The 24,558-nt window shown below is 60.1% G+C and carries 26 protein-coding genes; 19 read left to right on the top strand and 7 right to left on the bottom strand.

From position 1 onward, the window contains the following. The first annotated feature begins 14 nt into the window (after window positions 1–14). Genes B9Z50_RS02735 through B9Z50_RS02720 form a run of 4 tightly spaced genes read left to right on the top strand, consistent with a single transcriptional unit; the run spans window position 15 to window position 3,354 of the window. Entirely contained in the window at window positions 15–929 is a 915-nt protein-coding gene (locus tag B9Z50_RS02735; RefSeq protein ID WP_108362120.1) for a branched-chain amino acid ABC transporter permease, read from the top strand. Window positions 930–941: 12 nt separating this feature from the next. After that, window positions 942–1,898: a branched-chain amino acid ABC transporter permease gene (locus B9Z50_RS02730; RefSeq protein WP_108362119.1), complete on the top strand. Its 957-nt coding sequence runs from the start codon at window positions 942–944 to the stop codon at window positions 1,896–1,898. After that, window positions 1,895–2,650, top strand: coding sequence for an ABC transporter ATP-binding protein (locus B9Z50_RS02725; protein WP_108362118.1), 756 nt, complete (start codon window positions 1,895–1,897; stop codon window positions 2,648–2,650). The genes B9Z50_RS02730 and B9Z50_RS02725 overlap by 4 nt, the downstream gene beginning before the upstream one ends. Window positions 2,651–2,652: 2 nt before the next feature. After that, window positions 2,653–3,354, top strand: coding sequence for an ABC transporter ATP-binding protein (locus tag B9Z50_RS02720; RefSeq protein ID WP_108362529.1), 702 nt, complete (start codon window positions 2,653–2,655; stop codon window positions 3,352–3,354). Between the two features lie 29 nt (window positions 3,355–3,383). On the opposite strand, the gene B9Z50_RS17385 is transcribed toward B9Z50_RS02720, so the two are convergent. Further along, entirely contained in the window at window positions 3,384–4,283 is a 900-nt protein-coding gene (locus B9Z50_RS17385) for a LysR family transcriptional regulator (protein WP_158270617.1), read from the bottom strand. A 102-nt stretch (window positions 4,284–4,385) separates the two neighbouring features. Between B9Z50_RS17385 and B9Z50_RS02705 the strand changes: the two genes are divergently transcribed. Both B9Z50_RS02705 and B9Z50_RS02700 read left to right on the top strand, forming a co-directional pair. Then, window positions 4,386–5,708, top strand: coding sequence for a Rieske 2Fe-2S domain-containing protein (locus tag B9Z50_RS02705; RefSeq protein ID WP_146183146.1), 1,323 nt, complete (start codon window positions 4,386–4,388; stop codon window positions 5,706–5,708). A gap of 16 nt (window positions 5,709–5,724) precedes the next feature. After that, on the top strand, window positions 5,725–6,351 hold the full coding sequence (locus tag B9Z50_RS02700; RefSeq protein WP_108362116.1) for an aromatic-ring-hydroxylating dioxygenase subunit beta: 627 nt from the start codon (window positions 5,725–5,727) through the stop codon (window positions 6,349–6,351). Window positions 6,352–6,393: 42 nt separating this feature from the next. Here the strand turns inward: B9Z50_RS02700 and mnmA are convergent, their stop codons facing one another. Beyond that, on the bottom strand, window positions 6,394–7,530 hold the full coding sequence (gene mnmA / locus B9Z50_RS02695; protein ID WP_108362115.1) for a tRNA 2-thiouridine(34) synthase MnmA: 1,137 nt from the start codon (window positions 7,528–7,530) through the stop codon (window positions 6,394–6,396). A gap of 74 nt (window positions 7,531–7,604) precedes the next feature. Between mnmA and B9Z50_RS02690 the strand changes: the two genes are divergently transcribed. After that, window positions 7,605–8,333, top strand: coding sequence for a transglycosylase SLT domain-containing protein (locus B9Z50_RS02690; RefSeq protein ID WP_108362527.1), 729 nt, complete (start codon window positions 7,605–7,607; stop codon window positions 8,331–8,333). Window positions 8,334–8,384: 51 nt separating this feature from the next. On the opposite strand, the gene B9Z50_RS02685 is transcribed toward B9Z50_RS02690, so the two are convergent. Then, a complete protein-coding gene (locus B9Z50_RS02685; RefSeq protein WP_108362114.1) occupies window positions 8,385–9,155 on the bottom strand; it encodes a sulfite exporter TauE/SafE family protein in 771 nt (256 codons plus the stop codon). Further along, entirely contained in the window at window positions 9,152–9,649 is a 498-nt protein-coding gene (locus tag B9Z50_RS02680; protein WP_108362113.1) for an NUDIX hydrolase, read from the bottom strand. The genes B9Z50_RS02685 and B9Z50_RS02680 overlap by 4 nt, the downstream gene beginning before the upstream one ends. A gap of 233 nt (window positions 9,650–9,882) precedes the next feature. Here B9Z50_RS02680 and B9Z50_RS02675 point away from each other — a divergent pair, with 233 nt between their 5' ends. The 4 genes from B9Z50_RS02675 (at window position 9,883) to B9Z50_RS02660 (ending at window position 15,627) form a co-directional block, all read left to right on the top strand. After that, the gene (locus tag B9Z50_RS02675) at window positions 9,883–11,484 is read left to right on the top strand and encodes a Re/Si-specific NAD(P)(+) transhydrogenase subunit alpha (protein WP_108362112.1); all 1,602 of its coding nucleotides are present in this window, start codon (window positions 9,883–9,885) and stop codon (window positions 11,482–11,484) included. 54 nt (window positions 11,485–11,538) lie between these two features. Beyond that, window positions 11,539–12,957, top strand: coding sequence for a Re/Si-specific NAD(P)(+) transhydrogenase subunit beta (gene pntB / locus B9Z50_RS02670; RefSeq protein ID WP_108362111.1), 1,419 nt, complete (start codon window positions 11,539–11,541; stop codon window positions 12,955–12,957). 129 nt (window positions 12,958–13,086) lie between these two features. Next, window positions 13,087–14,769 carry a long-chain-fatty-acid--CoA ligase gene (locus tag B9Z50_RS02665; protein ID WP_108362110.1) on the top strand — a complete coding sequence of 561 codons (1,683 nt, stop codon included), beginning with the start codon at window positions 13,087–13,089 and terminating at the stop codon, window positions 14,767–14,769. Between the two features lie 96 nt (window positions 14,770–14,865). Further along, window positions 14,866–15,627: a 5'-methylthioadenosine/adenosylhomocysteine nucleosidase gene (locus B9Z50_RS02660; protein ID WP_108362109.1), complete on the top strand. Its 762-nt coding sequence runs from the start codon at window positions 14,866–14,868 to the stop codon at window positions 15,625–15,627. 9 nt (window positions 15,628–15,636) lie between these two features. Here the strand turns inward: B9Z50_RS02660 and corA are convergent, their stop codons facing one another. Next, entirely contained in the window at window positions 15,637–16,623 is a 987-nt protein-coding gene (gene corA, locus B9Z50_RS02655) for a magnesium/cobalt transporter CorA (RefSeq protein ID WP_108362108.1), read from the bottom strand. A gap of 155 nt (window positions 16,624–16,778) precedes the next feature. Further along, window positions 16,779–17,984 (bottom strand): patatin-like phospholipase family protein, encoded by a 1,206-nt coding sequence (locus tag B9Z50_RS02650; protein ID WP_108362107.1) that lies wholly within the window; start codon window positions 17,982–17,984, stop codon window positions 16,779–16,781. A gap of 58 nt (window positions 17,985–18,042) precedes the next feature. Between B9Z50_RS02650 and B9Z50_RS02645 the strand changes: the two genes are divergently transcribed. From B9Z50_RS02645 to hprK, 4 genes are all read left to right on the top strand, one after another. Further along, window positions 18,043–19,269 (top strand): MFS transporter, encoded by a 1,227-nt coding sequence (locus B9Z50_RS02645; RefSeq protein ID WP_108362106.1) that lies wholly within the window; start codon window positions 18,043–18,045, stop codon window positions 19,267–19,269. Between the two features lie 239 nt (window positions 19,270–19,508). Next, the gene (hpf, locus tag B9Z50_RS02640; RefSeq protein WP_108362105.1) at window positions 19,509–19,838 is read left to right on the top strand and encodes a ribosome hibernation-promoting factor, HPF/YfiA family; all 330 of its coding nucleotides are present in this window, start codon (window positions 19,509–19,511) and stop codon (window positions 19,836–19,838) included. Between the two features lie 144 nt (window positions 19,839–19,982). Further along, window positions 19,983–20,450 carry a PTS sugar transporter subunit IIA gene (locus B9Z50_RS02635; RefSeq protein WP_108362104.1) on the top strand — a complete coding sequence of 156 codons (468 nt, stop codon included), beginning with the start codon at window positions 19,983–19,985 and terminating at the stop codon, window positions 20,448–20,450. A gap of 25 nt (window positions 20,451–20,475) precedes the next feature. Next, window positions 20,476–21,417, top strand: a complete 942-nt coding sequence (hprK, locus tag B9Z50_RS02630) for an HPr(Ser) kinase/phosphatase (protein ID WP_108362103.1) — start codon at window positions 20,476–20,478, stop codon at window positions 21,415–21,417. A 19-nt stretch (window positions 21,418–21,436) separates the two neighbouring features. Here hprK and fur read toward each other — a convergent pair whose 3' ends face one another. Beyond that, the gene (gene fur, locus B9Z50_RS02625; RefSeq protein ID WP_108362102.1) at window positions 21,437–21,868 is read right to left on the bottom strand and encodes a ferric iron uptake transcriptional regulator; all 432 of its coding nucleotides are present in this window, start codon (window positions 21,866–21,868) and stop codon (window positions 21,437–21,439) included. 84 nt (window positions 21,869–21,952) lie between these two features. On the opposite strand from fur, the gene B9Z50_RS02620 reads away from it, so the two are divergent. The 4 genes from B9Z50_RS02620 to B9Z50_RS02605 all read left to right on the top strand — a co-directional run bounded on the left by B9Z50_RS02620 (window position 21,953) and on the right by B9Z50_RS02605 (window position 24,497). Continuing rightward, on the top strand, window positions 21,953–22,516 hold the full coding sequence (locus B9Z50_RS02620) for an outer membrane protein assembly factor BamE (RefSeq protein ID WP_108362101.1): 564 nt from the start codon (window positions 21,953–21,955) through the stop codon (window positions 22,514–22,516). A gap of 70 nt (window positions 22,517–22,586) precedes the next feature. Further along, window positions 22,587–23,402, top strand: coding sequence for a 4-hydroxy-tetrahydrodipicolinate reductase (dapB, locus tag B9Z50_RS02615; protein ID WP_108362100.1), 816 nt, complete (start codon window positions 22,587–22,589; stop codon window positions 23,400–23,402). Between the two features lie 24 nt (window positions 23,403–23,426). Then, window positions 23,427–24,071: a MotA/TolQ/ExbB proton channel family protein gene (locus tag B9Z50_RS02610; RefSeq protein ID WP_108362099.1), complete on the top strand. Its 645-nt coding sequence runs from the start codon at window positions 23,427–23,429 to the stop codon at window positions 24,069–24,071. A gap of 6 nt (window positions 24,072–24,077) precedes the next feature. Next, entirely contained in the window at window positions 24,078–24,497 is a 420-nt protein-coding gene (locus tag B9Z50_RS02605) for a biopolymer transporter ExbD (RefSeq protein ID WP_108362098.1), read from the top strand. Window positions 24,498–24,558 lie beyond the last annotated feature (61 nt).

Below are 24,558 nucleotides of genomic sequence, written 5' to 3'. Positions count from 1 at the left end.
GTTCGCGTTATTTCATGACTGGTATTTTGATGTTGGAGCAGGCCTTGAATGGCCTGCAGTTCGGTTTGATGTTGTTCCTGCTGGCCTCCGGGCTGACGCTGGTTTTTGGCATCATGGACATGATCAACCTGGCCCACGGCGCCCTTTATATGGTGGGGGCGTTTATCACGGCCTGGTTGGTTCAGATGACGCAGTCCTTTTGGCTGGGTGTGTTCTTGGCCGTGCTGCTCACGGCGGTGGTGGGCATGGTTCTGGAGGCGACGCTGCTGCGAACGCTTTACGCCCGCGACCACCTCTCACAGGTGTTGGCCACATTTGCCCTGATTTTGATCATCAACGAATCTGTGCGCATGATCTGGGGCTCTGACCTGGCTTTGTCGGCACCACCCGGTCTGACCGGTCCGGTCGAGTTGGTGCCTGGTTTGCTTTATCCCAGTTACCGCTTGGTCATCATTGCCGTGGGGCTGGGCATTGCCTTGCTCTTGTATTTGCTGGTCACTCGCACACGCATGGGCGCCTGGGTCCGCGCCGGGGCATCGAATCGCGAGATGGCCATGGCCATGGGCATCAACATCCGTCATTTGTTCACCGGGGTGTTTGGCATTGGCGCTGCCTTGTGCGCTGTGGCGGGCGCCATGCTGGGGCCGCTGTTGGCGGTGCAGGTGGGCATGGGTGAGAACATCCTGATCCTGGCTTTTGTGGTCATCGTGATCGGGGGAATCGGCTCGGTCTGGGGGGCATTTGTGGGGGCCATTTTGGTGGGCTTTGTGGACACGTTGGGCCGCACTTTGTTGCCGTTGCTCTTTCGCGAAATTTTCTCGCCTCAGTTTGCCAGCGCCGCTGGGCCTGCGGTGGCCTCGATCGCGGTCTATTTGCTGATGGCTGTTGTGCTGTTTGTCCGTCCGCAGGGACTTTTTTCCGGTCGTTGAAGCAGGCTTGTCATGAACCACAAAACACCGGTCTGGGTTTGGGCGATTGTGCTGGCGGTGGCCATCGCTCTGCCTTTGGTCCTGCATGCGCAGGACATGGATTTTTACGTCAGCATGCTCAGCCGCATGATGATTTACGGCCTTGCCGCGTGCAGCCTGAACCTGATTTTGGGTTACGGGGGCTTGGTGTCATTTGGGCATGCGGCCTTTTTGGGGATCGGGGCGTACACGGTGGGCATTTTGATCACCGAAGGCTTCACCAATGGCTGGGTGGGTTTCGCCATCGCCATGGGTTTGTCGGCGTTGGTGGCTGCCATCATCGGTGCCATTTCGCTGCGCACACGGGGTGTTTATTTCATTATGATCACCCTGGCTTTTGCCCAGATGATTTATTACCTGGTCAATTCCATCAAAGCCTATGGGGGAGACGAGGGCTTGAACATCAAGCAGCGCTCTGACTTTGGTTGGGGCCTGGACCTGAAAAACGATGTGACTTTTTACTTCGTGGTCCTGTTTGTGCTGGTGCTGAGCTTGGTGCTCATTTCTCGCATCATGGCCTCGCGATTTGGTCGTGTGATTTTGGCGATACGCGATGACGATGTACGCGTTGATGCCATCGGCTTTGCCTCTTACCGCTATAAGTGGGTGTTGTTTGTCATTGCCGGTACTCTGGGTGGCTTGGCTGGAGCCTTGATGGTCAACCACCAAAACTACGTCAGCCCAAATTTGATGCATTGGACTCAATCGGGCATCTTGATGGTCATGGTCATTTTGGGCGGTGTGGGCACGCTCACGGGCGGGCTTTGGGGCGCTTTGGTGTTGCTGATTGTGGAAGATGTGCTGGCCGAGTACACCGTGCATTGGCAGTTTTATGTGGGCTGGTTCCTGCTTGCTGTGGTTTTGTTGGCCCCCAAGGGTCTGGCTGGTTTGCTCAGCCGCAAGGCCGCCAGCCAAGGAGGGCACACATGAGCGCCGGTGCCTTGCTTCAGGTCAATGACTTGGTCAAACAGTTTGGGGCCTTGCGGGCGACTGACCATGTCACCCTCGACGTGCAGCCGGGAGAAATTCACGCGCTCATTGGCCCCAATGGTGCAGGCAAGACCAGTCTGGTGGCGCAGTTGTCAGGTCATCTTCCCAGTGACAGTGGACAGATTGTTTTTGCTGGCGAGGACGTCACGGCCTTACCCACACACGAGCGTGTGCGTCGCGGCTTGGCCCGCTCGTTTCAGATCACGCGTTTGTTCAAGTCCTTCACGGTGCTGGACAACGTGGCCTTGTCCGTGCAGGCCCGCAGCGGGCACAGCTTTTCTTTCTGGCGTCCAGTGCGTTCAGAAAAAGCTTTGACGGACCAGGCCATGGCCGTGCTGCAGGATTTGGGTTTACAGGACCGAGCGCATGCCCCAGCCAGTGAACTGTCACACGGCGAGCAGCGGGTTTTGGAGTTGGGCTTGGCTGTGGCCACCCGGCCCAAGTTGTTGTTGCTTGACGAGCCCATGGCCGGTGCCGGGCCGGTGGAGTCCGAACGCATCGTGGAGCTGATCCAGCAGCTGCGCAGCCAAGTGGCGATTTTGTTGATTGAGCACGACATGGACGCGGTGTTCAGACTGGCCGACCGCATTTCGGTTTTGGTCAACGGCGCTTTGATTGCCACCGGAGCGCCAGAGGCGATCAGGCACAACCCGCAGGTGATTGCGGCCTATCTGGGGGAGGAACACGCATGAGCTTGTTGCAAGTGCGCGATGTTCAGTCCGCTTACGGTGAAAGCCAGGTCCTGTTTGGCATGGATCTGAGCCTGCAGCCGGGTGAGGTCATGGGCTTGCTGGGCCGCAATGGCATGGGCAAGACGACTTTGATTCGCAGCATTTTGGGGCTCAAATCGGTTCAGTCTGGGCAGGTGGTGTTCGATGGCCGCGACATCACCAACCAGACCGCCGACCGGGTCGCCCGCCTGGGCTTGGCGGTGGTGCCAGAGGGGCGCCAAGTGTTCCCCAATTTATCGGTGGACGAGCACTTGACGGCTTTTGTCAGCAACCGCCATCAGAGCCGCACGCCCTGGACGCCCGAGCGTGTCTACGAACTGTTCCCCAGATTGGCCGAACGTCGGGCCAACATGGGCTCGCAGTTGTCGGGCGGAGAGCAGCAAATGCTGGCCATCGGCCGGGCACTGGTTACCAACCCGCGGCTGATGATTCTGGATGAGGCCACCGAAGGTTTGGCCCCTTTGATCCGCGAGGAAATCTGGCGTTGTTTGCGTTTGCTGCGTGAGGAGGGCCAAACCTTGATCGTGGTCGATAAATACGTCAACCGACTGGTGGACATAGCCGACCACCATGTGATCGTGGAGCGCGGTCAGGTGGCTTGGGCCGGTGACTCACAAGCCCTCAAGGACAACCGCCAGCTGTGGACACGTTACTTGGGCGTGTGACACAGAGCAGGTGGCACTGGGCGAGCAACTCAGAACGACTTGGCCACTGACTTCACCGCTGCCAGCAGCAGCTGACTGGCCGGACTCATGGAGCCCTTGCGCCTGCGCGTGATGCCCACTTGCCGTGCCCATTGGTTGCCTGTGGCTTGCAGGGGCTGGAGCTGGCCTGCACGGACTTCCCAGTAAATCAACTCCGTTGGGATGAAGGTGAGGGCGTCGCTTTGCATCACCATGGACTTCATCAGCACGGTGGAGGTGGTCTCGACCTGCGCTGAAGGCGGCTCCAGCCCATGCGCCACAAAGTAATCGTCAAACGCCAAGCGTTCGAGTTCGCGTTGTCGAGGCAGCACCCAAGGGTATTGGGTGAGCATGTCGGGGGTGACCACTTTATGTTGTGTCAGGGGGTGGCCAGCGCGGGCCACAACCGTGGCCGTTTCGCTCAGCAGGGCTTCGTGGGTCAGGTCACTGTCGGTGGCGCGCACGGGCACCGATGACAGGGCGAAATCCACCTCGCCTTGTTTGACCCAGGGCATCAGGGCCTCGTTGAGTCCGTACAAAACAGTCACCTGGATGTCAGGGTTTTTTTGGGCCAAAGCTTGCAGGGCCAAGGGCAGCAAGCGGGTGGCTTCGGTGGGGCCGCAGCCCATCAGCACATGGCCGCGCTGGGCTCCGCGCATGGCTTGAATTTCGCCGATGGCATTGCGCATTTCTGCTTCGATCACCTGCCCGTGCTGCATCAAGGCCTGGCCAAAGGGGGTGACGCTGACGCCAAAACGTCCCCTCTCGAGTAAACGAACACCCAGGGTCTTTTCCAGCGATTTGATGCTTTTGGACAAGGCCGGTTGAGATATTTCGAGCGAGGCGGCGGCTTCGGTCAGGTTGCCGAGGCGGGCAGCCGCCAAAAAGAGTTGAACTTTTCGGTAATCCATAACCAATGGTAATGGAAAAAGCATGATGGGTTGTTGGTCAAGGCCTTGGGCTTTGTTAACTTGGAGCTTGTCATCCACCCTGAAGTCAGCCAAGGAGTTTTCATGCAACCGATCGATTTGGCGAACTTGGTTCAACCGGACCGTGTTCATAAAAGTGTCTACACAGATCAAGCGCTGTTTGATCTGGAGATGGCGCATATCTTCGAGAAAGCTTGGGTCTACTGTGGCCACGAATCACAGGTGAAAGAAGTCGGGGATTACTTCACCATGCAGATTGGGCGTCAGCCCATGGTCATGGTGCGTGACACTGACGGGAGTGTGCGCGTGCTCTACAACCGCTGCCCCCACCGGGGCGTGGAGTTGTGCGGGAACCAAAGTGGCAACACCGGCAAGGGCTTTGTGTGCTCATACCACGCCTGGAGTTTTCACCTCAATGGCAAAGTCAAGGCCATCCCCTTGGTCAAGGGCTACGACGGCACACGCATGCACACCGACGACGCCGATTGCAGCATGGTGCCTGCGGCCCGTGTCGACAGTTACCGCGGCTTTGTGTTTGCCAGTCTTTCCAAAGAAGGCCCGAGCCTGATCGACTTTCTGGGCGAAGCAAAAATAGCGTTTGACGACATGTGCGACCGTTCACCGGTGGGCGAGGTCGAGGCTGTGCCGGTGTGCCACCGGGTGGTGCAGCATTCGAATTGGAAGTTCTTCATGGAGAACCAGCTCGACGCGTTGCACCCCTCGGTCACGCACCAGTCCACCGGGGTTTCGGCCCGTCGCGTGGAGCAACGCCTCAAGAAAGACCAAGGCTCGGCCCCCTTGTTTTTCCACTACCTGTCGACTTTTGCCTCCAGCTTTGACCAGTGGGACTCGGTTCAGACGGTCAACTTCAAGTATGGCCATGGCATTTTGAAGGCCTACATGGGCCTGCGCCCCACCGACCCGGACACGGTCGAATACGAGGCCTTGATCAAGCAGGCCTATGGGGAAGAAAAGGGCGAGGAGTACCTGGCGCGCAGCATCCACCATGTGCTGATTTACCCCTATTTGTCGGTGCAGTCGCCGCTGCAGCAGCTGCGCTGCCTGCGCCCGATAGCGCCCAACAAGACGCTGTCCGAGATCTGGCATTTCCGGCTCAAGGGTGTGCCCGAGGCGATCTACGAGCGCTCGCTGTGGTACTTCAATCTGGTCAATTCACCCGCCACCATGATCAACGCCGACGACCTGGAGAACTGGACCAAGGGCCAACTGGGGTTGGAGTCCAATGGCGGCGAGTGGGTGAGTTTTCACCGCAATTACGGGGGCGACACCGAAAAGGATGGTGTGCTCTATTCCAACAACGGCACCAGCGAAGTGGTCATGCGCAACCAGTTCAAAGCTTGGGAGTCGTACATCCGCGCCGCTATTCAACCCACGGCCAAGGCCTGAAAAGGAGTCATGATTCATGCAACCCAAAGAAGTCAAAGAGGCCCTGGGCACGGGTGTGGTGATCGAAGCCATCCAGTCCATGTCGGGCGCCGAATCCATCGCGCCCGATCACATGGGGCGCGGGCGCATGCCCAGCCAGGGCTACATTCCCCAAGCCATTGCCGTGGATGCGGCATTGCGCCGCCAGGTTGAAGAATTGCTGTTCCATCAAGCGGCATTGCTGGACAACAAGGCATGGGGTGAATGGGCAGAGTTGTTCAGTGAGGATGGGGTGTACTGGATGCCCTCAACCCCATTGCAAACGGACTGGCGGCGCGAAGCCTCCATCTTTGCGGAAGACCGTTTGCTGATGGAAGTGCGCATGGGCCGTTTGTTGCACCCCAACGCTTGGTCGCAAGCCGCGCAATGGGGCACCAACCACTTGGTGGGCAACATCGTGATCGAAGCGGCCACACCCACCACGCTGGAGGTGTATTCGCGCTTTCAGATGATGGAGATGCGCCGTGACCAGGTTCGCCATTTTGGTGGCAGTTATCGCCACAGCCTGGTGCTGCAAGGCGGCGCCTGGAAGATCAAGTTGCAGAGGGTGGACATGACCAATGGGCAGGCTGCTTATGACTATGTGATTCAGGCTTGGGTGTAAACCCACAGGCGCGGGTCAAAGCTGAACAAACGTTCAGCCGACTCAGGTCTGGGCGGTATCCCGGCTGTCAATGACGCCACCGCCCAGACACACCTCGCCGTCGTACAACACGGCGCTTTGTCCTGGGGTCACCGCCCACTGTTGTTCTGAAAAGCCCAGCTCAAAGCCCGCTTGTCCCTGGGCTGTGGACCAGGGGCGGTAACTGCAGGGCGCATCGGCTTGCCGGTAGCGTGTCTTGGCAGCGTAGGCTCCGGGCTCGGGTGCCTGGCCTGCGCACCAACTCACATCCGTGGCTTGCAGCTGGGGTGACAACAGCCAAGGGTGGTCGTGGCCTTGCACGACCCATAAGGTGTTGTTCGGGATGTCCTTGCGGGCCACAAACCAAGGCGTGTGTTCGCCGCCGCCTCTTTGTGCGCCTTTGGTTTTGATGCCGCCAATGCCCAAGCCTTGGCGCTGGCCCAAGGTGTAAAAGCTCAACCCCACATGCCGGCCAATCGTGCGGCCCGACGGGTCCTTGATGGGGCCGGGCTCTTTGGAGATGTAGCGGTTCAGGAATTCGCGAAAAGGACGCTCGCCAATGAAGCAGATGCCCGTGGAGTCTTTCTTTTTGGCGTTGGGCAGACCGATTTCTGTGGCAATGCGGCGCACTTCGGTCTTGTGCAACTCGCCCACCGGAAACAGGGTTTTGGACAGCTGTGCCTGGTTCAGGCGGTGCAGGAAATAGCTTTGGTCTTTGCCCGTGTCCAGGCCCTTGAGCAGTTCAAACAAGCCCGAGACCGTGTTTTGCCGCACGCGGGCATAGTGGCCTGTAGCGATTTTTTCGGCCCCCACGCGCAAGGCGTGGTCCAAAAACGATTTGAACTTGATCTCGGCATTGCACAGGATGTCCGGGTTGGGGGTGCGTCCGGCTTGGTATTCGCGCACAAACTCAGAAAAAACCCGGTCTTTGTAATCCGCTGCAAAATTGACATGCTCGATCTCGATGCCCAGCACATCGGCCACGGCAGCGGCATCGACAAAGTCGATGTTGGACGAGCAATACTCGCTGTCATCGTCGTCTTCCCAGTTTTTCATGAAAATGCCAACCACCTCATGACCCTGCTGTTTGAGCAGATGGGCGGTGACGGCTGAATCGACGCCGCCGGACAAACCGACGACTACGCGTGCAAGATGAGACATGTTCGAATTATCCCGTGCACACCGCCCCGGTCGGCGGATAGCGAAAATTTATAATGGATGACTGGTTTCCATTCATGACCTTGCATTGCACATGGTGCACCCCCATCCGAACTTTCTTGCGCGACACGGCGCGAGGCCTGTTCATCGTGACCCACAGTGGCTTGGCCATGGTGGGCTTGGGTGCGGCCGCCCTGGTGTTGGCGCTTTGGTGGCAGCCCCAATGGTTGCACCAGGCAGAGGGTGCGCTGTTTGACTGGTTGCGTGAGCGCCAAGTGTTGCTGTCCTGGTTGCCTGAGAACGCGGCCGATCGTGCCACAGCGGTCTATCTGCAAGACCTGCCCCGACCGCAGGCTGCCGTGGCCGTCTGGCTGGGGCGCAAATACAAAGTGGCGCCCGAGCCTTTGGCGGCCTTGGTGGCCGAGGCCCATGTGTTGGGCAAAAAGTACAAGTTGTCACCCCACCTGATATTGGGCGTGATGGCCACCGAGTCCAGTTTTCATCCCTATGTCCAAAGCCAGGCTGGAGCCCAGGGTTTGATGCAGGTCATGACGGGCATCCATGTCCAGCGTTATGAAGCCTACGGGGGCAAATTGGCCGCTTTTGACCCCATTACCAATTTACGCGTGGGCGCGGGCGTCCTGGCCGATGCCATCAAGCTGCGCGGTGGCTCCATCGAAGACGGCCTCAAGTTTTACTTGGGTGGCTATGAGCTGACCGAAGACGGCGGCTATGTGGGCAAGGTCTTGGCCGAGCAGGCCTTGCTGGATCAGGTGGCTGCAGGTGTCAATGTGCCAGTGCAATGAGGCAGCTTCGGTCAATGAGGATCCAAACTGCTCACCAGGGTTGTGAGCGCTTTACGACATGAAGCCTGCACGCGCAAAAAACACCACGCTCATCACCAAGCCCGTACCGATCACCAGCCATCGCACCCAGCGCACGGGCAGGCGCTTGGCCAGGCGAGCCCCGGCCCAGCCGCCAGCAGTGGCCAGCGCCATCATCCACAGCGCTTGCGGCCAGACGATGGCACCTGCCACCGCAAAGGCGGCTACAGACAGCAAAGACAGCACAAAGGAGTTGAGATTTTTCAGCGCGTTGACCGTGTTCAGACGGCTCTCGCCCGTCAATGTGTACAGCGCCATCAGCAAAATGCCCAGACCGCCGTTGAAGTAGCCGCCGTAAACGGCCACGCCCATCAGGCCTGGCAGCCGCCAGGCGGGGTGGCCCAAGCCTGCATTGCGACGGGCCAGCCAGGGGCCGGCCGCAAACAGCGCCGTGGCCAGCAGCAGCAACCAGGGCACCAGACCTGAGAACACCTGCGCCGGAGTGACCAACAGCAAGCCTGCGCCGATCAAGCCGCCTGTGGCGGCAATGGCCACTTCGCGTTGCAGCAGGGCGCGGGGCAGGGTTTGCAGTTCCGCGCGAAACCCCAGCACGCTGCCCAGGTAACCCGGGCTGACGGCCATGGCGCTGGTGGCATTGGCGGCCAAGGGGGGCACACCGGCAAACACCAAGGCGGGAAAGGTGAGGAAACTGCCGCCGCCCGCGATCGCGTTGAGCACGCCTGCAGCGAATGCGGCCGCTCCAGTGAGCAGCCACAGGGCTTGTGTGGGCAGATCGGGGCTCATGTGGAAGACAGGGGCGGCAAATCGGCCACGGCCGGGTCGGTGTGGATCACCTCCAGCGGGAAGCGCTGACCGGCCAGGTGGTCTTCGATGCACCGCAAGACCAAGGGGCTGCGGTGGCGCTCGGCACTGGCACGCACTTCTTCTGGTGTCATCCAAAGCGTGCGCACGATGCCTTCGTCCAGGCTCAGATGGGGCTGCAGTTCACCGATGTCGCCGCAAAAAGCCATGCGCACATAGGTGATGTCTTCGCCGGTTGCCGGCCGCTGAAAGCGCGAGAGGTAAATGCCCACCAAGGCGCTGGGCGTGAAGGGCTGGGCAGTCTCCTCCAGCGCTTCGCGCGCGCAAGCTTGTGCGGGCGATTCGCCCGGGTCCAGGTGCCCAGCGGGGTTGTTCAGTCGCAAACCTTCTTGGGTGTGCTCTTCGATCAACAGGTAGCGGCCATCACGCTCGATGATGGCGGCCACGGTGACATTGGGTTTCCAGCGTGTGTCCATGACCCAGATTATCGGTGTGCCAGCGAGCCAAACTGTCTTGCCGCAACACTTTGGCACCAACAAGGTGCTTGGGTGGAGCCAATTCGATCTTAATATCAGTATTAACTGATATTATTGGGTTTTGAAGGCTTGAGCACGTTCAAGAAACACTTGCACTGAGCTTGAATAGATTGACTTCGGTTAAGCTTTGGAATTAGCCGTATTTTTTTTGTGGATTGAGTGAGGAGACATTCATGCAAACAGGCGATCACGCCCCCAGGCCTCAGCGCATTGGCGTACCCCGAGAGATTTTCCCCGGTGAAAAGCGAGTGGCCACGGTCCCTGATGCGGTGACCAAGCTGGTCAAACTCGGTTTTGCCGTGGTGGTGGAAGAAGGTGCGGGTGAACTCGCCGATTTGTCGGATGCGGCCTATGTGGAAGCGGGCGCCACGATTGCGCCGAGCGCAGCGGCGCTGTGGAGCGATAGCGACATTGTCTTCAAGGTGCGCGCCCCCACGTCCGACGAAGTGGCGCTGATGCACGAAGGCCAGACGCTGATCGGCTTCTTGTGGCCCGCCCAAAACCCCGATTTGATGCAGCAGCTGGCGGCTAAAAAGGTCACGGCCCTGTCGATTGATGCATTGCCTCGCACATTGAGCCGCGCCCAAAAGATGGACGCATTGACCTCGATGGCTGGCGTGAGCGGCTACCGCGCTGTGGTCGAGTCGGCCAACGCGTTTGGTCGGTTTTTTAATGGACAGATCACGGCCGCGGGCAAAGTCCCTCCTGCCAAAGTGTTCATTGCCGGTGCCGGTGTGGCCGGTTTGGCCGCCATTGGCGCGGCCGCCAGCTTGGGCGCCATCGTGCGCGCCAACGACACCCGCGCCGAAGTGGCCGACCAGGTCGTGTCGCTCGGCGGTGAGTTCGTCAAAGTCGACTACGAAGAAGAAGGCTCGGGCGGCGGCGGTTACGCCAAGGTCATGAGCGAAGGCTTTCAAGCCGCGCAGCGCGAGATGTACGCCAAGCAGGCTAAAGAGTGCGACATCATCATCACCACCGCGCTCATTCCCGGCAAACCCGCGCCCAAGTTGATCACCGCCGAGATGGTGCAAAGCATGAAGCCCGGCAGCGTCATTGTGGACATGGCCGCTGAGCAAGGTGGCAACTGCGAATTGACCGAACCCGGTAAAGCCGTGGTCAAGCACGGTGTGACGATTGTGGGTTACACCGACCTGGCTTCGCGCATGGCGCGCCAGTCGTCCACGCTGTACGGCACCAACCTGTTCCGTTTGACCGAAGAGTTGTGCAAGACCAAAGACGGCGTGATCAACGTCAACATGGAAGACGACGCGATCCGGGGTCTGACGGTCATCAAAAACGGTGAAATCACTTGGCCTGCGCCGCCTTTGGCTGCCGCGCCCAAACCCGCTGCCAAGCCGGCCGCAGCCCCTGTGGCCAAAAAAGGCCACGGCCACGGCGAGCCCTCGGGCCCCATGCCGGTGGGCCAGTTGCTCATCGTGTCGGCGGTCGCTGCTGTGTTGTTGGTGCTGGTGGGTGCGTATGCGCCAGCGGCCTTCCTGTCGCACTTCACGGTGTTTGTGTTGGCCTGCTTTGTGGGCTACATGGTGGTCTGGAACGTCAAGCCCGCGCTGCACACCCCGCTTATGAGCGTGACCAATGCGATCAGCTCCATCATCGCCATCGGCGCGCTGGTGCAGATCTCGCCCATGGCTGCTGCCGGACGCCCCAACACCCTGATCGGCATCCTGGCCGCTTTGGCCTTGGTGCTCACGGCCATCAACATGTTTGGCGGCTTTGCCGTCACCCAGCGCATGCTGGCCATGTTTCGAAAGTAAATAACTTTGGGGACAGATCTTTAGCTCTGTCCCCAACTGATTAAAGAGACACTTATGAACTCAAGTCTGGCCACGGTCGCCTACATCGGCGCGACCATTCTTTTCATCCTCAGCCTGGGCGGTTTGTCCAACCAGGAAACCGCACGGCGCGGCAACCTCTACGGCATGATCGGCATGAGCTTGGCCGTGCTGGCCACCATTTTTGGCCCGCAAGTCACGGCCGAGGGCATCCCCATGATCGTGGGCTCGGTGCTGGTGGGCGCGCTCATTGGTCTGTACGCTGCACGCAAAGTGCAGATGACGCAAATGCCCGAACTCGTGGCGCTCATGCACAGCATGGTCGGTATGGCCGCAGCCCTGGTGGGTTACGCCACTTATGTGGACCCCGAGGCATCCAAGAATTTGGAAGGTGCGGCGCACGCCATCCACGCGGGTGAAATCTACATCGGCATCTTCATCGGCGCGGTGACCTTCTCGGGTTCGGTGGCCGCGTTTGGCAAGTTGTCCGGCCGCATCGGTGGCAGCCCCTTGTTGCTGCCCGCTCGCCACTGGCTGAACCTGGTGGGTTTGATCGCGGTGATTTATTTTGGCCGTGAGTTCATGAACGCCCAGACGGTGGAAGAAGGCATGGTGCCCTTGTTCATCATGACCGCCATCGCCTTGTTGTTTGGCATCCACATGGTCATGGCCATTGGTGGCGCCGACATGCCGGTGGTGGTGTCCATGCTCAACAGCTACTCCGGCTGGGCCGCAGCGGCCACGGGCTTCATGCTCTCCAATGACTTGTTGATCGTGATTGGTGCCCTGGTGGGCTCAAGCGGCGCGATTTTGTCGTACATCATGTGCAATGCCATGAACCGCAGCTTCATCAGCGTGATCGCTGGGGGCTTTGGCACCACGGCCGCAGCGCCTAAGCCCACAGGCGAAGCGGCCGAGCCGCAAGGTGAAGTCAGCCCCATCTTGGCCGCAGAGACCGCCGAGATGCTGCGCGACGCCAAAAACGTGATCATCGTGCCAGGCTACGGCATGGCGGTGGCGCAAGCCCAGCACACGGTGTTCGAGATCACCCGCACCCTGCGCGAAAAAGGCGTGAACGTGCGCTTTGGCATCCACCCCGTGGCGGGCCGCATGCCAGGCCACATGAACGTGTTGTTGGCCGAGGCCAAAGTGCCTTACGACATCGTGTTCGAGATGGATGAACTCAACGATGACTTCCCCGAGACCGACGTGGCCATCGTGATCGGCGCCAACGACATCGTGAACCCGGCCGCCCAAGACGATCCGACCAGTCCGATCGCTGGCATGCCGGTGCTTGAAGTCTGGAAGGCCCGCACCAGCATCGTGATGAAGCGCTCCATGGCCAGCGGCTACGCTGGTGTGGACAACCCGCTTTTCTACAAAGACAACAACCGCATGTTGTTTGGCGACGCCAAGAAGATGCTCGACGAGGTGTTGGTGGCTTTGAAGTCCTAAGTCCTCAGCGCTTGTTTGACACAGGGGGGTGAACGATGTTCACCCCCTTTTTTTTGGCGTAAACCCCAAGATGTTTTGCGTCAGTCAGGTGTCAGATTTCAGTTAGACTGAACCTTAGGAGAACATGATATGAACTTGAATCCCGTTTGGCTCAACAGTTACCCAGAGGGTGTTCCAGCCAACATCGATCCCACCGCTTACAACTCCTTGGTGGGCTTACTGGAAGACAGTTTTTCCCAATTCGCTGACCGACCTGCTTACAGTTTTTTGGGCAAGGACATCAGTTTTGCCCAGACCGACCAAGAAAGTCTGGCCATGGCTGCCTACTTCCAGTCATTGGGGTTGGACAAGGGTGATCGCGTGGCCATCATGATGCCCAATGTGCCGCAGTACCCGGTGGCGGTGGCTGCTGTTTTGCGTGCGGGTTTGGTGGTGGTCAACGTCAATCCCCTCTACACCGCCCGCGAACTGGAGCACCAGCTCAAGGATTCGGGTGCCAAGGCCATTGTGATCATCGAGAACTTTGCGGCGACGCTGGAAAAATGCATCGCCCAAACCCCTGTGCAGCATGTGGTACTGGCCGCCATGGGAGACCGCTTGGGCCTGCTCAAGGGCAGCCTGGTTAACTATGTGGTGCGCAACGTCAAGAAGATGGTTCCCGCCTTCCATTTGCCCAAAGCCATCCGTTACAACGAGGCCCTCTCCAAAGGGCGTCAACAGGCGTTTCGCAAGCCTGAGTTGTCGGCCGACGACATCGCGGTGCTGCAGTACACGGGTGGCACCACTGGCGTGTCCAAGGGCGCGGTGCTGTTGCATCGCAATGTGATTGCCAACGTGCTGCAGTCCGAGGCTTGGAATGCACCCGTCATGCAGCGCATACCCGCCGGCGAGCAGCCTACCAATGTGTGCGCTTTGCCGCTGTACCACATCTTCGCTTTCACGGTGAACATGATGCTGGGCCTGCGCATGGGCGGCAAAACCATCCTGATCCCGAACCCGCGTGATCTGCCTGCTGTGCTCAAGGAGTTGTCCAAGCACACTTTCCACAGTTTCCCGGCGGTGAATACCCTGTTCAATGGTTTGGCCAATCATCCGGACTTTGGCACCGTCAACTGGTCCAATCTGAAGGTGTCTTTGGGTGGCGGGACGGCCGTGACGCCCAATGTAGCCAAGCTTTGGCTGGAGAAAACGGGCTGCCCGATCTGTGAAGGCTATGGTTTGTCTGAAACCAGTCCGTCGGCCAGCTGCAACCCGACCACCAGCACCGAGTTCACCGGTACGATTGGCGTGCCTTTGCCTGGCACTTGGATGAAACTGCTCGACGACGAAGGCAACGAAGTCACGACCCACGGCACGCCAGGCGAAATCGCCATCAAAGGCCCGCAGGTGATGGCGGGTTACTGGCAGCGCCCGGATGAAACCGCCAAGGTCATGACCGCCGACGGCTATTTCAAGTCGGGTGACATCGGCACCATGGATGCACGAGGCTACTTCAAGATCGTGGACCGCAAGAAAGACATGATTTTGGTCAGCGGTTTCAACGTCTACCCCAACGAGGTTGAGGAGGTCGCTTCGGCCTGCCCGGGCGTGCTGGAGTGCGCAGCCATTGGTGTGCCGGACGAGAAAACCGGCGAGACGGTCAAGCTGGTGGTGGTGCGCAAAGACCCGGCACTCACAGAGGCGCAGATCATCGCTTACTGCCGCGAGCACATGACCGCCTACAAGCAGCCCCGCGTGATCGAGTTCCGCGATGAATTGCCCAAAACGCCGGTGGGTAAAATTTTGCGACGCGAATTGCGCGCCAAGGCTTGATGGCGCAGCTTCGGGGCTGAAGCCCCGGACGCGGTTCGGCGGCCACCTGTTCCAAGGTGGCCGTTTTCTTTTTTAAACACAGAACAAGGGTGACCCATGGCAGTGATTGGCATCATGAGCGCCATGCACGAAGAACTGGCGGCCGTGTTGGCGGTGATGCCCGATGAGCAGCGGGTGCAGGTGGCCGGTCGCGACTTTTGGGTGGGCCATTGGCAAGGCCACTCGGTGGTGGCGGTGCTCTCGCGCATCGGCAAGGTGGCCGCAGCGACCACGGCCACGGTGCTGCTGGAGCGCTTTGGGGTCGATACCCTGGTTTTCACGGGTGTGGCCGGCGGCCTGGGCTGCGGGGTGCGGGTGGGCGATGTGGTGGTGGCCGATGGCTTGGTGCAGCACGACATGGACGCTTCGCCACTGTTTCCGCGTCATGAGGTACCGCTGTACGGCCGTGCCCGTTTTGCGGCCGATGCCGATTTGGCGGTCCAACTGGCAAAGGCCAGCGAACAGGTGTTGGCCAATGCCGCGCTGCACCTGGGGGCGAGCACCTTGGCCGAGTTCCAACTGCATGCCCCCAAGGTGCACCAAGGCCTGATCCTCAGTGGCGACCGTTTTGTCTCGACCTCTGACGAAAGCCATGCGCTGCGACAAGCATTGCCCGAGGCTTTGGCGGTGGAGATGGAGGGCGCTGCGGTGGCACAGGTGTGCCACGATTACGGTGTTCCCTTTGCGGCGGTGCGCACCATCTCTGACCGGGCGGATGATGCTGCGCACACCGACTTTCAGCGCTTCATCCGCGAGGTGGCCAGCCGCTACAGCCTGGCCATCGTGTCACAGTGGCTGAGCCAGCGCGCACTGGGCTAAAGCTGCGCCTTACTTGAGCCAGCCCCGGCGACGGAAGTACCACATGGGCACCACCGCACTGGCGATCATGAGGCTCAAAGCAAAGGGGTAACCCCACTTTTGCGACAGTTCGGGCATGTACTGGAAGTTCATGCCGTACAGGCTGGCGATCAGGGTGGGCGGCAGCAATGCTACGCTGGCCACCGAGAAGATCTTGATGATCTTGTTCTGGTTGATGTTGATGAAACCGACGGTGGCGTCCATCAAGAAGTTGATTTTGTCGAACAAAAAAGCGGTGTGCGAATCGAGCGAATCGATATCGCGCAGGATTTGGCGGGCTTCTTCGAACTGCTCGGCGTTGAGCATTTTGGAGCGCATCATGAAGCTCACGGCGCGGCGCGTGTCCATGGCGTTTCGGCGGATGCGGCCGTTCAAGTCTTCCTGGCGGGCAATGGCACCCAGCACTTCACCGGCCATGGCGTCTGTCACATCGCCAGACAGCACTTTTTTGCCCGCTGTCTCCAGTTGGTCGTAAATGCCTTCGAGTGTGTCGGCCGAGTACTCGGCGTCGGCGTCAAAGAGCTTGAGCAGCACATCCTTGGCGTCTTCGATGAGGCCAGGTGCGCGTCGAGCGCGCATGCGCAGCAAGCGGAAAACAGGCACGTCTTCGTCGTGGATGGAAAACAGCACGCCCTGGCTTTTGAGCTCTGCGTTGTGCTGGTTCAGGATGAAAGCGCAGCGCACGGTGCGGGGTTGGTCTTCTTGAGCGATTAAAAAGTCCGAGCGGATGTGCAGCTCGCCGTTGTCCTCTTGGTAAAAGCGGGCCGACTCCTCGATGTCCTCGTCCATCGCGTCTTCCGGGATGGACAGGCCGAAGTACTGTTTGATCCAGCGTTTTTCTTCGAGCGTGGGCGACTCCAAATCGACCCAAATGGGCTGGAAGCGTGAGAGCTCTTCCAGTGACTCGATCTCTTCCTGAAAGAGGCGACCGTTGACCAGGGTGAAGATGTTGAGCATGGCGAATCCAAAAATGGCCAGGTGCCAAAGGTTCTAAGGGGCAGCGAAGGGGGGTGCGGCAGCTTTCGAACGATGGGCAGGGTGCTCAGGGTGTTCGAAAGCTACCCACTCGGGGTAGTTTCCACAGCAATGTGTCTCCAGAATGAATCGGGTGATTATCGCACTGCCGCTGTAGCGTTTTCGCCCAAAAAGGCCCGTATTTCGTCGGCGCGAGCTTGTACATCGGCACGCCCCAGGGCCATCAGCGCGTTCACAAAGTCCGGCTCGAACAACAAATAGCTGGCCAGTGCCGCGCCACTGCCGCGCAGGGCACCGAGCCCCTCGAGCACCCGTCGAATGGGCCTGGGCAGGGTGTGTGCATGCTCTTGAGCCAACGCGTCCAGCGAGGCGCTGGGTTGCAGTGCCAGCACCTGTACCGGGCGAAACGGCAACTGTGCGCGCAGCGCAGGGGGCAAGGTCTGCAGCGACTGGTTGATGTGCCCGATTTGTTCCACATCAGCTTCCAGCGTGTCGTGGAACACGCTGGCCATGGCGTGTCCGGCAATCGTGCCCAAAGACGGCCTTCCCGGGTTGTGTGCACCCTGACCGACCCTCGGGGGTTGTCCCACGCCAATGGCCAAAATCCGGTCGGCCCCCAAGTGCACGGCCGCTGAGAGGGGGGAAATCTGGCGCATGGAGCCATCCCCAAAAAACTCCATGCCGCCATCCACCCACAGCGGTGTGGACGGGAAGATGAAGGGGATGGCGCTGGACGCCATCAGATGCTCGATGGTGATGGGTTGTTGCTCGGCGCGCCGTCCCGGGCGGCTCCAGGGGATCGGCTGGCCATCGCGGGTTTGGCAAAACGTCCAGTGCACCCCGCTGGAGTAGCTGGATGCCGTCACGGCCAGGGCCTGCAGCACGCCGCTTTGCAATGCGGTGTCGATTTTTTCAAGGGCAATCGCTTGGTGCAAGGTGTTGACCAAGGCCAAACTGTCCATCGCGGCAGCATGGGTGCGAGCCGAGCGCAACAAACCCACTGCTGTGGCCCATCGGCTGAACTTGTCCAGTGGGGTCTGGGGCAGGCTGTAGACGGCTTCTGTGCGGATCTGGGTCCAAAAATTGGCCAGATCGTCCAGCCCGGCCAGGCCCTGCAGGGCTTTGCTGGCCAAGAAAGTGGCGTTCAGTGCCCCGGCCGAGGTGCCTGTCAGCACCTGAAATGGAAAAGGCCTCGCGCTTGCCTTGCCACCGAGCAAGCGACCGATGGCCTCCAGCGCTCCGGCCTGGTAGGCGGTGCGTGCACCACCACCCATCAGAACCAGACCGTTCAGGGGCGATCGCAGGGGGTGGTTGGCGGCGTCGGTCAAGGTGTCGATGTGCATGGTGCGAGAAGGGGCAGGGCCTGGGTGTTAGATTCAGACAATTGCACGGCATTGTTTCATGACCACTCCCCATCTGACCCCACGGCGCGAGCGCTGGCTGCTTTTTACGCTGGCCGGCATCCAGTTCACCCACATCCTCGATTTCATGATCATGATGCCCCTGGGGCCTCAGTTCACGGCTCTTTTTGGGATCAGCAATGCCCAGTTTGGGCTCTTGGTCTCGGCCTACACCTTGTCGGCAGGCTTTTCGGGTTTGATGGCGACCACCTACATTGACCGCTTCGGGCGCAAGCAGCTGCTGCTGGGCATGTACAGCCTGTTCGGGTTGGCTACGCTCGCTTGCGCCTTGGCGCCCGACTATGTCTGGTTGATGGTGGCGCGTGTGGCCGCAGGTTTGTTTGGCGGCGTCCTGTCGGCCCTGTCGCAGACCATCGTGGCCGATGTGATTCCTTTTGAGCGCCGAGGCCGCGCCATGAGCGTGGTGATGACCTCTTTTTCCGTGTCCACCGTGGCGGGCGTGCCGCTGGGTCTGTTTTTGGCCGCACATTTCAACTGGCATGCGCCTTTTGTGGGCATCGCCGCACTGGTGGGCCTGCTGGCGCTGGGCGCCTGGCAAACATTGCCCCGGCTGGACGCGCACTTGCACCACCCTGAGCGGGTGAGTGTTTGGCGTGGTATCGGCCAGGTGCTGGCCGAGCCCAACCACCTCAAGGCGTTTGCCGTGTCGGGTCTGATGATGTTCGCGGCGTTCACGGTCATTCCTTACATCACCATTTACCTGCAGTCCAATGCGGGCATGCAGGCCTCTGAGGTGCCTTGGATTTACCTGTGCGGTGGCGTGGCCACCTTGCTCAGCGCTCGCTATTTTGGCCGTCTGACGGACCGGGTGGGCAAGGTGAAGATGTTCCAGCGTCTGGCTTTGGCGGTGACCGTGCCATTGATGGCGACCACCCTCTCGCAAGGGCTGCCCTTGTGGGGCTTGCTGGCCATCTCGACGCTGTTTTTTACCATGATGAGTGGGCGCATGATTCCTGGCATGGCGATGATTTCTTCGGCAGTTGAGCCCCGTTTGCGTGGCACCTTCATGACCCTGAACTCGGCCGTTCAGTCGGCCTCCATGGGCATGGCTGCACTGGTGGCAGGGCTCATCATCGGGCGCGACGCGCAGGGGCAACTCACCGGATATTGGGTGGCGGGTTTGTTGGGGGTGGTGGCCAGTTTGCTCAGCGTTTGGCTGGCCGGGCATTTGCGCTTGCATGGGGCGCCTGCGCAGGCGGCAGGCTGAGGAGTTCAGGGGCCCGTGATGGTCTAAGGGGGCCTGCCCGAAGCCCTGATTCAATCCGTACGATAGCACCGAAATGAGGCTTTGGGGACAAAAGAACGGGTCTTTGCAGGTTTAGTTGGTGGCGTATTGCTTTTCCATTTTGGGGCGCGCATAGTGGGGTCGAGCCACCCCTCAAAGGTGGTTTCAGGGTCCCGCGAAGGCGGGGCTTTCTTTACCCTGAATCTATGGAGGCGACGATTATGAATTTAACCATCAGCGGGCACCATTTGGAAGTGACCCCGGCTTTGCGCCAGTACGTCACGGGGAAACTCGATCGCATCACCCGGCATTTCGATCAGGTGGTCGATGTGAAAGTGCTGCTGACCGTCGAAAAGCAGAAGGAAAAAGACAAGCGCCAACGCGCCGAATGCAACATCCACGTCAAAGGCAATGACCTGTTTGCCGAGAGCGCTCACGAGGACCTGTACGCGGCGGTGGACGATCTGGTGGATAAACTCGATCGTCAGGTGGTCAAACACAAGGACCGCATCACCGACCACCACCACAGTGCGCCCAAGCGCATGATGTGATTTTTTCATCTCTCATTCTCTAGGGCCGCTTCAAGTGGCCCTTTTTTTTGCCCCTTGAGCGGCCAGCAGACACGAGCTGTCGAGACCCGGTCAGGCTGGCGACAAAGCCTGTTGGCGGATCGGGTGCATAATCCGGCCTCGACCATGAACCGACTCTCATCCATATTGCCTGTTGCCCAAGTTCTTGTGGGGGTGGAAGCCACCAGCAAGAAACGTGCATTCGAAGAAGCCGGACTTCTCTTTGAGAATCTGCATGGCTTGTCGCGTGCCCTGGTCACCGACAGCCTGTTTGCCCGCGAGCGATTGGGCTCGACCGGCTTGGGCCACGGTGTGGCCATACCACACGGTCGCATCAAGGGCCTCAAAGCCCCGATGGCCGCTGTCTTTCAATTGGCCCAGCCCATTGGCTTTGACGCACCGGACGAGCAGCCGGTCAATTTGCTGATCTTTTTGCTGGTGCCCGAAGCGGCGACCCAAAAGCACCTTGAAATTCTGTCCGAGATAGCCGAGCTGCTCAGCGACACCGCTTTGCGCGAAAGCATCAAAAGCAGCACAGCCCAAGTGGGCCTGCACCAGTTGATTGCCCAATGGCAATCGGCCCAAACCGCCTGATTTATCCTTTCACAGCCTGCAGGCGATGAAACCCACCGTCATCAGCGCCGATGTCCTTTTTGAGGACCACCGCCATCAACTCAAGTGGCAGTGGCAAGCCGGGCTGGGTGCTTCAGAGCGGCGTTTTGATGAAGTGGCCGTCCGCCAAGCCCGCTCCGGCGCAGACTTGGTGGGCTACCTCAACTACATCCATCCTTATCGCGTGCAGATTCTGGGGCCACGCGAAGTCGCTTACCTCACGAATGGCACGCCGGACGACTGCTCGCGGCGCATCGCACGCATCGTGACGCTGGAGCCGCCTGTGCTGGTGTTGGCCGATGGCCAGACCGCGCCCGAGGCCTTGCTGGCCATGTGCGAGCGTGCGCAAATTCCGATGTTCGCCACCGAGCACTCCTCGGCTTTTGTGATCGATGTGCTGCGTGCGTATTTGTCCAAACACTTTGCCGACCGCACCACCATGCACGGCGTGTTCATGGATATTTTGGGCATGGGCGTGCTGATCACGGGCGAATCGGGTCTGGGCAAAAGCGAGCTGGGGCTGGAGTTGATCTCGCGGGGGAATGGTTTGGTGGCCGACGACGCCGTGGACTTGTACCGCATCAACCAGACCACCATCGAAGCGCGCTGCCCCGATCTGCTGCAAAACTTGTTGGAAGTGCGCGGCATTGGACTTTTGGACATCCGAGCCATCTTTGGCGAGACCGCAGTGCGCCGCAAGATGCGGCTCAAACTCATTGTGCATTTGGTGCGGCGTGAAACCCTGGAGCGCGATTACGAGCGCCTGCCCTCCGAGCCTCTGCGGCAAGACGTCCTGGGCATTCCGGTGCAGAAGGTGGTGATCCAGGTCATGGCCGGGCGCAACATCGCGGTGTTGGTAGAGGCCGCTGTGCGCAACACCATCTTGCAGATGCGTGGCATCGACACTTACCAGGACTTCATCGAGCGCCAGCGCCGCGCCATGGGTTGAGCGCGGAGCCAGCGCTTGTTCAACGGGCGTTGCGGTGGGGGCAGGGCTTTTGCATGCAGTGTGCGTAAAGGCTCAGCGCATGGTCGGCGATCACAAAACCCTTGGCTTGGGCCACAGCCTGTTGGCGTGATTCAATTTCTGCGTCATAAAACTCTTCCACCCGACCGCAGTCCAGACAAACCATGTGGTCGTGGTGCTGGCCTTCGTTGAGCTCGTAGACCGCCTTGCCACTTTCGAAGTGGTTGCGGCTGAGAATTCCCGCTTGCTCGAATTGGGTCAGCACCCGATACACGGTGGCCAGGCCGATGTCAGCGTTGTCCTTGAGCAGTTGACGAAACACATCTTCGGCGGTCATGTGGCGCATCGTGCCGCTTTGGAAAACCTCCAGGATTTTCATGCGTGGCAAGGTGGCTTTGAGTCCGTTGTTTTTCAGTTCGTCGATCTGGCTCATGGGCTGTCTGGTTAGGGGGCTGGTGGCAGTCCAGCGGCAAGGCAGCCGCTACAATGACCCGATCATATCGGCACACCCTCAACCATGACAGCTTCCCTGACTTTTCGTCTGACCGCTCAAGGCTTGGCCGCCCTCTTGCTGGGCGCGAGCCTGGCCGGTTGCGGCAACTTGCCCAGCGCTGTGAATCGCGACACCTTCAAGCCCTTTGTGCCCGAGGTGGTGCAAGGTAACTTTGTCTCGAATGAACAGCGCAAAGCCTTGCGCCCCGGCATGACACGTGCCCAGGTGCGCGAAATTTTGGGAACCCCCCTGATCGCCAGTTTGTTCCATGCCAGCCGTTGGGACTACGCCTTCAGCATCCAGCGCCAGGGCGTGCCAGCGCAAAACTTCAGGCTCACGGTTTACTTCAAGGGCGATCTGCTCGAACAAGTCGACAGCGATGTGTTGCCCAGTGAGTCGGAGTTTGCCGGACGTTTGGTGCGTCCCCAGTCGGTGGGCAAATTGCCCAAATTGCAAGCGAGCGAAGAAGAGTTGAAGGCGTTCGCCCCGGCCCAGGCGCCAGCTACCCGCGCTGATGCACCTGCATCAGTCGCCGCGCCTGCGGCTTTGCCGCGCAGCTACCCACCTTTGGAGCCGGCCACCCGCTGAACACCCCGTGCTGGATGTCTCCTGACGTGATCCCTAAGGCCCAGCCCTTCATATTTTGCCCATTCAAGCCATGACCTCAACCCACCTCTTGCCCATCACCGTCGCCGGCGCGTCCGGTCGCATGGGGCACATGCTGATCGAAGCCATCTTGGCCACCGACGACTGCCGCCTCTCGGGTGCGCTGGACATCGCGGCCAGCCCCGCTTTGGGTCAAGACGCCGGGGCCGCGCTGGGCCGGGTCACCGGCACCAGCGTCACCGCTGACTTGCACGCAGGCCTGCAAGGCGCATCCTGCTTGATCGATTTCACGCGCCCTGAAGGCACACTGGCCCACCTTCAGGTCTGCCGCGAGCTGGGCGTCAAGGCAGTCATTGGCACCACGGGGTTTACCGATGCGCAAAAAGCCGAGATTGCCGAGATCGCCCGCGACATCGCCATCGTCATGGCGCCGAACATGAGTGTGGGCGTCAACGTCACCCTCAAACTGCTGCAAATGGCTGCGCAAGCCATGTCGACCGGTTACGACATCGAAATCATCGAAGCCCACCACCGTCACAAGGTGGACGCGCCCTCAGGCACTGCCCTCAAGATGGGTGAAGTCATTGCCGAGGCCATTGGGCGCGACTTGAAAGACTGCGCCGTGTACGAGCGTTATGGCCACACGGGCGAGCGCGACCCTTCCACCATCGGTTTTTCGACCATTCGTGGTGGTGACATCGTGGGCGACCATACGGTGCTGTTTGCCGGTATTGGTGAGCGCATCGAGGTTACGCACAAATCCTCCAGCCGTGCCACCTACGCGCAGGGCAGTTTGCGGGCCGTGCGCTTTTTGGCCAATCAGCCGCGTGGCCTGTTTGACATGTTCGACGTGCTGAACCTGCGCTGACGCGCCGCTGCCCGAAAGCCGCCCATGAGCTTGAACGACTTCCTGCTGCACAGCGATGTCGTCAGCCGTGTGCTGGCGCTCTTGCTCTTGGCTTTGTCTGTGGGCAGTTGGGTGGTGATCGCCTGGAAATGGCGTTTGCTCTCCCGTGTCACGCAAGACGTGCCGCGCAGCGTGGCCGCCTTTTGGCAAGCCGCAGGTTTTGACGATGCCCGCCAGCGCGTGGCCCAGTTTGACCGTGAAGCCTGTGTGCTGCCCTTGCTCGATGCCACCTTGCTGCCTTTGGGGGGCACTTTGGCTTCGGCGGGCCAACGCCACCACCAACTCACCCGCGTGCTGCGCGAGGCCATGCAATCGGTGCTGCGCCGCTTGCAATGGGGGCAGGTGTTGCTGGCCACGGCCGGTTCCACTTCACCCTTCATCGGTTTGCTGGGCACTGTTTGGGGCATTTTTAATGCCCTGAGCGGTATGGCCGAGGGTGGTCCTATCCGCATTGAGCAAATTGCCGGGCCTGTGGGCGAGGCCCTTGTCATGACAGCAGCCGGTCTGGCGGTGGCGATTCCGGCGGTGCTGGGCTACAACCTGCTGGGGCGGCGCATTGGGCAGATCGAGGCCGAGCTCGAAGGCTTTGCCCATGATGTGCGCGCCTTGCTCGCCGGCCCCCGGGACTGAGCGGCCATGTCTTTTGGACGCCTGCCCAGCCGCCCAGCTGATGCGCCCATGAGCGAGATCAACGTCACGCCGCTGGTGGACGTGATGCTCGTGCTGCTGGTCATTTTCATCCTGACCGCCCCCTTGATGACCAGTGCCATTCGCCTGGACCTGCCCCAAAGCGAGGTTGGAGAGGCAGGAACTGCGCCACAGGCCTTTGTTCTGGTGGTCGATGCGCAAGGTCAATGGTTCCTGAACGACCAGCTGATCACCCAAGACGCCTTGCACGAACAACTGTCCAAAGCTGCACGCCGTAACCCACTGACCGAGCTGGAGCTGCGTGCCGATGCGTCCGTGCCCTACGGCCGGGTGGTCGAAACCATGGGCCTGGCCCAAAAAGCCGGTTTGAGCCGGATCGGCTTTGTGGCCGAGGTGGTTTCGCCCTGAAGTTGCCCTCGTCCGAGCGGCGTGGGCCTGGCTGCGCCTGCCACAAGCCAGAGCCCGCCCA

It is taken from the genome of Limnohabitans sp. Bal53 (assembly GCF_003063355.1).
GTDB lineage: Bacteria > Pseudomonadota > Gammaproteobacteria > Burkholderiales > Burkholderiaceae_C > Limnohabitans_A.
Note: the sequence above shows the minus strand (reverse complement) of the source record. Positions and strands in the feature narration are given on the sequence as shown.

Excerpts from the sequence above, each read along its gene's own strand:
- B9Z50_RS02735 (WP_108362120.1), top strand. The coding sequence starts at position 15 with ATGACTGGTATTTTGATGTTGGAGCAGGCCTTGAATGGCCTGCAGTTC.
- B9Z50_RS02690 (WP_108362527.1), top strand. The coding sequence starts at position 7,605 with ATGACCTTGCATTGCACATGGTGCACCCCCATCCGAACTTTCTTGCGC.
- B9Z50_RS02680 (WP_108362113.1), bottom strand. The coding sequence starts at position 9,649 with ATGGACACACGCTGGAAACCCAATGTCACCGTGGCCGCCATCATCGAG.
- B9Z50_RS02635 (WP_108362104.1), top strand. The coding sequence starts at position 19,983 with ATGAACCGACTCTCATCCATATTGCCTGTTGCCCAAGTTCTTGTGGGG.
- B9Z50_RS02675 (WP_108362112.1), top strand. The coding sequence starts at position 9,883 with ATGCAAACAGGCGATCACGCCCCCAGGCCTCAGCGCATTGGCGTACCC.
- B9Z50_RS17385 (WP_158270617.1), bottom strand. The coding sequence starts at position 4,283 with ATGGATTACCGAAAAGTTCAACTCTTTTTGGCGGCTGCCCGCCTCGGC.
- B9Z50_RS02665 (WP_108362110.1), top strand. The coding sequence starts at position 13,087 with ATGAACTTGAATCCCGTTTGGCTCAACAGTTACCCAGAGGGTGTTCCA.
- B9Z50_RS02725 (WP_108362118.1), top strand. The coding sequence starts at position 1,895 with ATGAGCGCCGGTGCCTTGCTTCAGGTCAATGACTTGGTCAAACAGTTT.
- B9Z50_RS02660 (WP_108362109.1), top strand. The coding sequence starts at position 14,866 with ATGGCAGTGATTGGCATCATGAGCGCCATGCACGAAGAACTGGCGGCC.
- B9Z50_RS02705 (WP_146183146.1), top strand. The coding sequence starts at position 4,386 with ATGCAACCGATCGATTTGGCGAACTTGGTTCAACCGGACCGTGTTCAT.
- B9Z50_RS02645 (WP_108362106.1), top strand. The coding sequence starts at position 18,043 with ATGACCACTCCCCATCTGACCCCACGGCGCGAGCGCTGGCTGCTTTTT.
- mnmA (WP_108362115.1), bottom strand. The coding sequence starts at position 7,530 with ATGTCTCATCTTGCACGCGTAGTCGTCGGTTTGTCCGGCGGCGTCGAT.
- B9Z50_RS02620 (WP_108362101.1), top strand. The coding sequence starts at position 21,953 with ATGACAGCTTCCCTGACTTTTCGTCTGACCGCTCAAGGCTTGGCCGCC.
- hpf (WP_108362105.1), top strand. The coding sequence starts at position 19,509 with ATGAATTTAACCATCAGCGGGCACCATTTGGAAGTGACCCCGGCTTTG.
- B9Z50_RS02685 (WP_108362114.1), bottom strand. The coding sequence starts at position 9,155 with ATGAGCCCCGATCTGCCCACACAAGCCCTGTGGCTGCTCACTGGAGCG.
- B9Z50_RS02730 (WP_108362119.1), top strand. The coding sequence starts at position 942 with ATGAACCACAAAACACCGGTCTGGGTTTGGGCGATTGTGCTGGCGGTG.
- hprK (WP_108362103.1), top strand. The coding sequence starts at position 20,476 with ATGAAACCCACCGTCATCAGCGCCGATGTCCTTTTTGAGGACCACCGC.
- dapB (WP_108362100.1), top strand. The coding sequence starts at position 22,587 with ATGACCTCAACCCACCTCTTGCCCATCACCGTCGCCGGCGCGTCCGGT.
- corA (WP_108362108.1), bottom strand. The coding sequence starts at position 16,623 with ATGCTCAACATCTTCACCCTGGTCAACGGTCGCCTCTTTCAGGAAGAG.
- B9Z50_RS02650 (WP_108362107.1), bottom strand. The coding sequence starts at position 17,984 with ATGCACATCGACACCTTGACCGACGCCGCCAACCACCCCCTGCGATCG.
- B9Z50_RS02700 (WP_108362116.1), top strand. The coding sequence starts at position 5,725 with ATGCAACCCAAAGAAGTCAAAGAGGCCCTGGGCACGGGTGTGGTGATC.
- B9Z50_RS02610 (WP_108362099.1), top strand. The coding sequence starts at position 23,427 with ATGAGCTTGAACGACTTCCTGCTGCACAGCGATGTCGTCAGCCGTGTG.
- fur (WP_108362102.1), bottom strand. The coding sequence starts at position 21,868 with ATGAGCCAGATCGACGAACTGAAAAACAACGGACTCAAAGCCACCTTG.
- B9Z50_RS02605 (WP_108362098.1), top strand. The coding sequence starts at position 24,078 with ATGTCTTTTGGACGCCTGCCCAGCCGCCCAGCTGATGCGCCCATGAGC.
- pntB (WP_108362111.1), top strand. The coding sequence starts at position 11,539 with ATGAACTCAAGTCTGGCCACGGTCGCCTACATCGGCGCGACCATTCTT.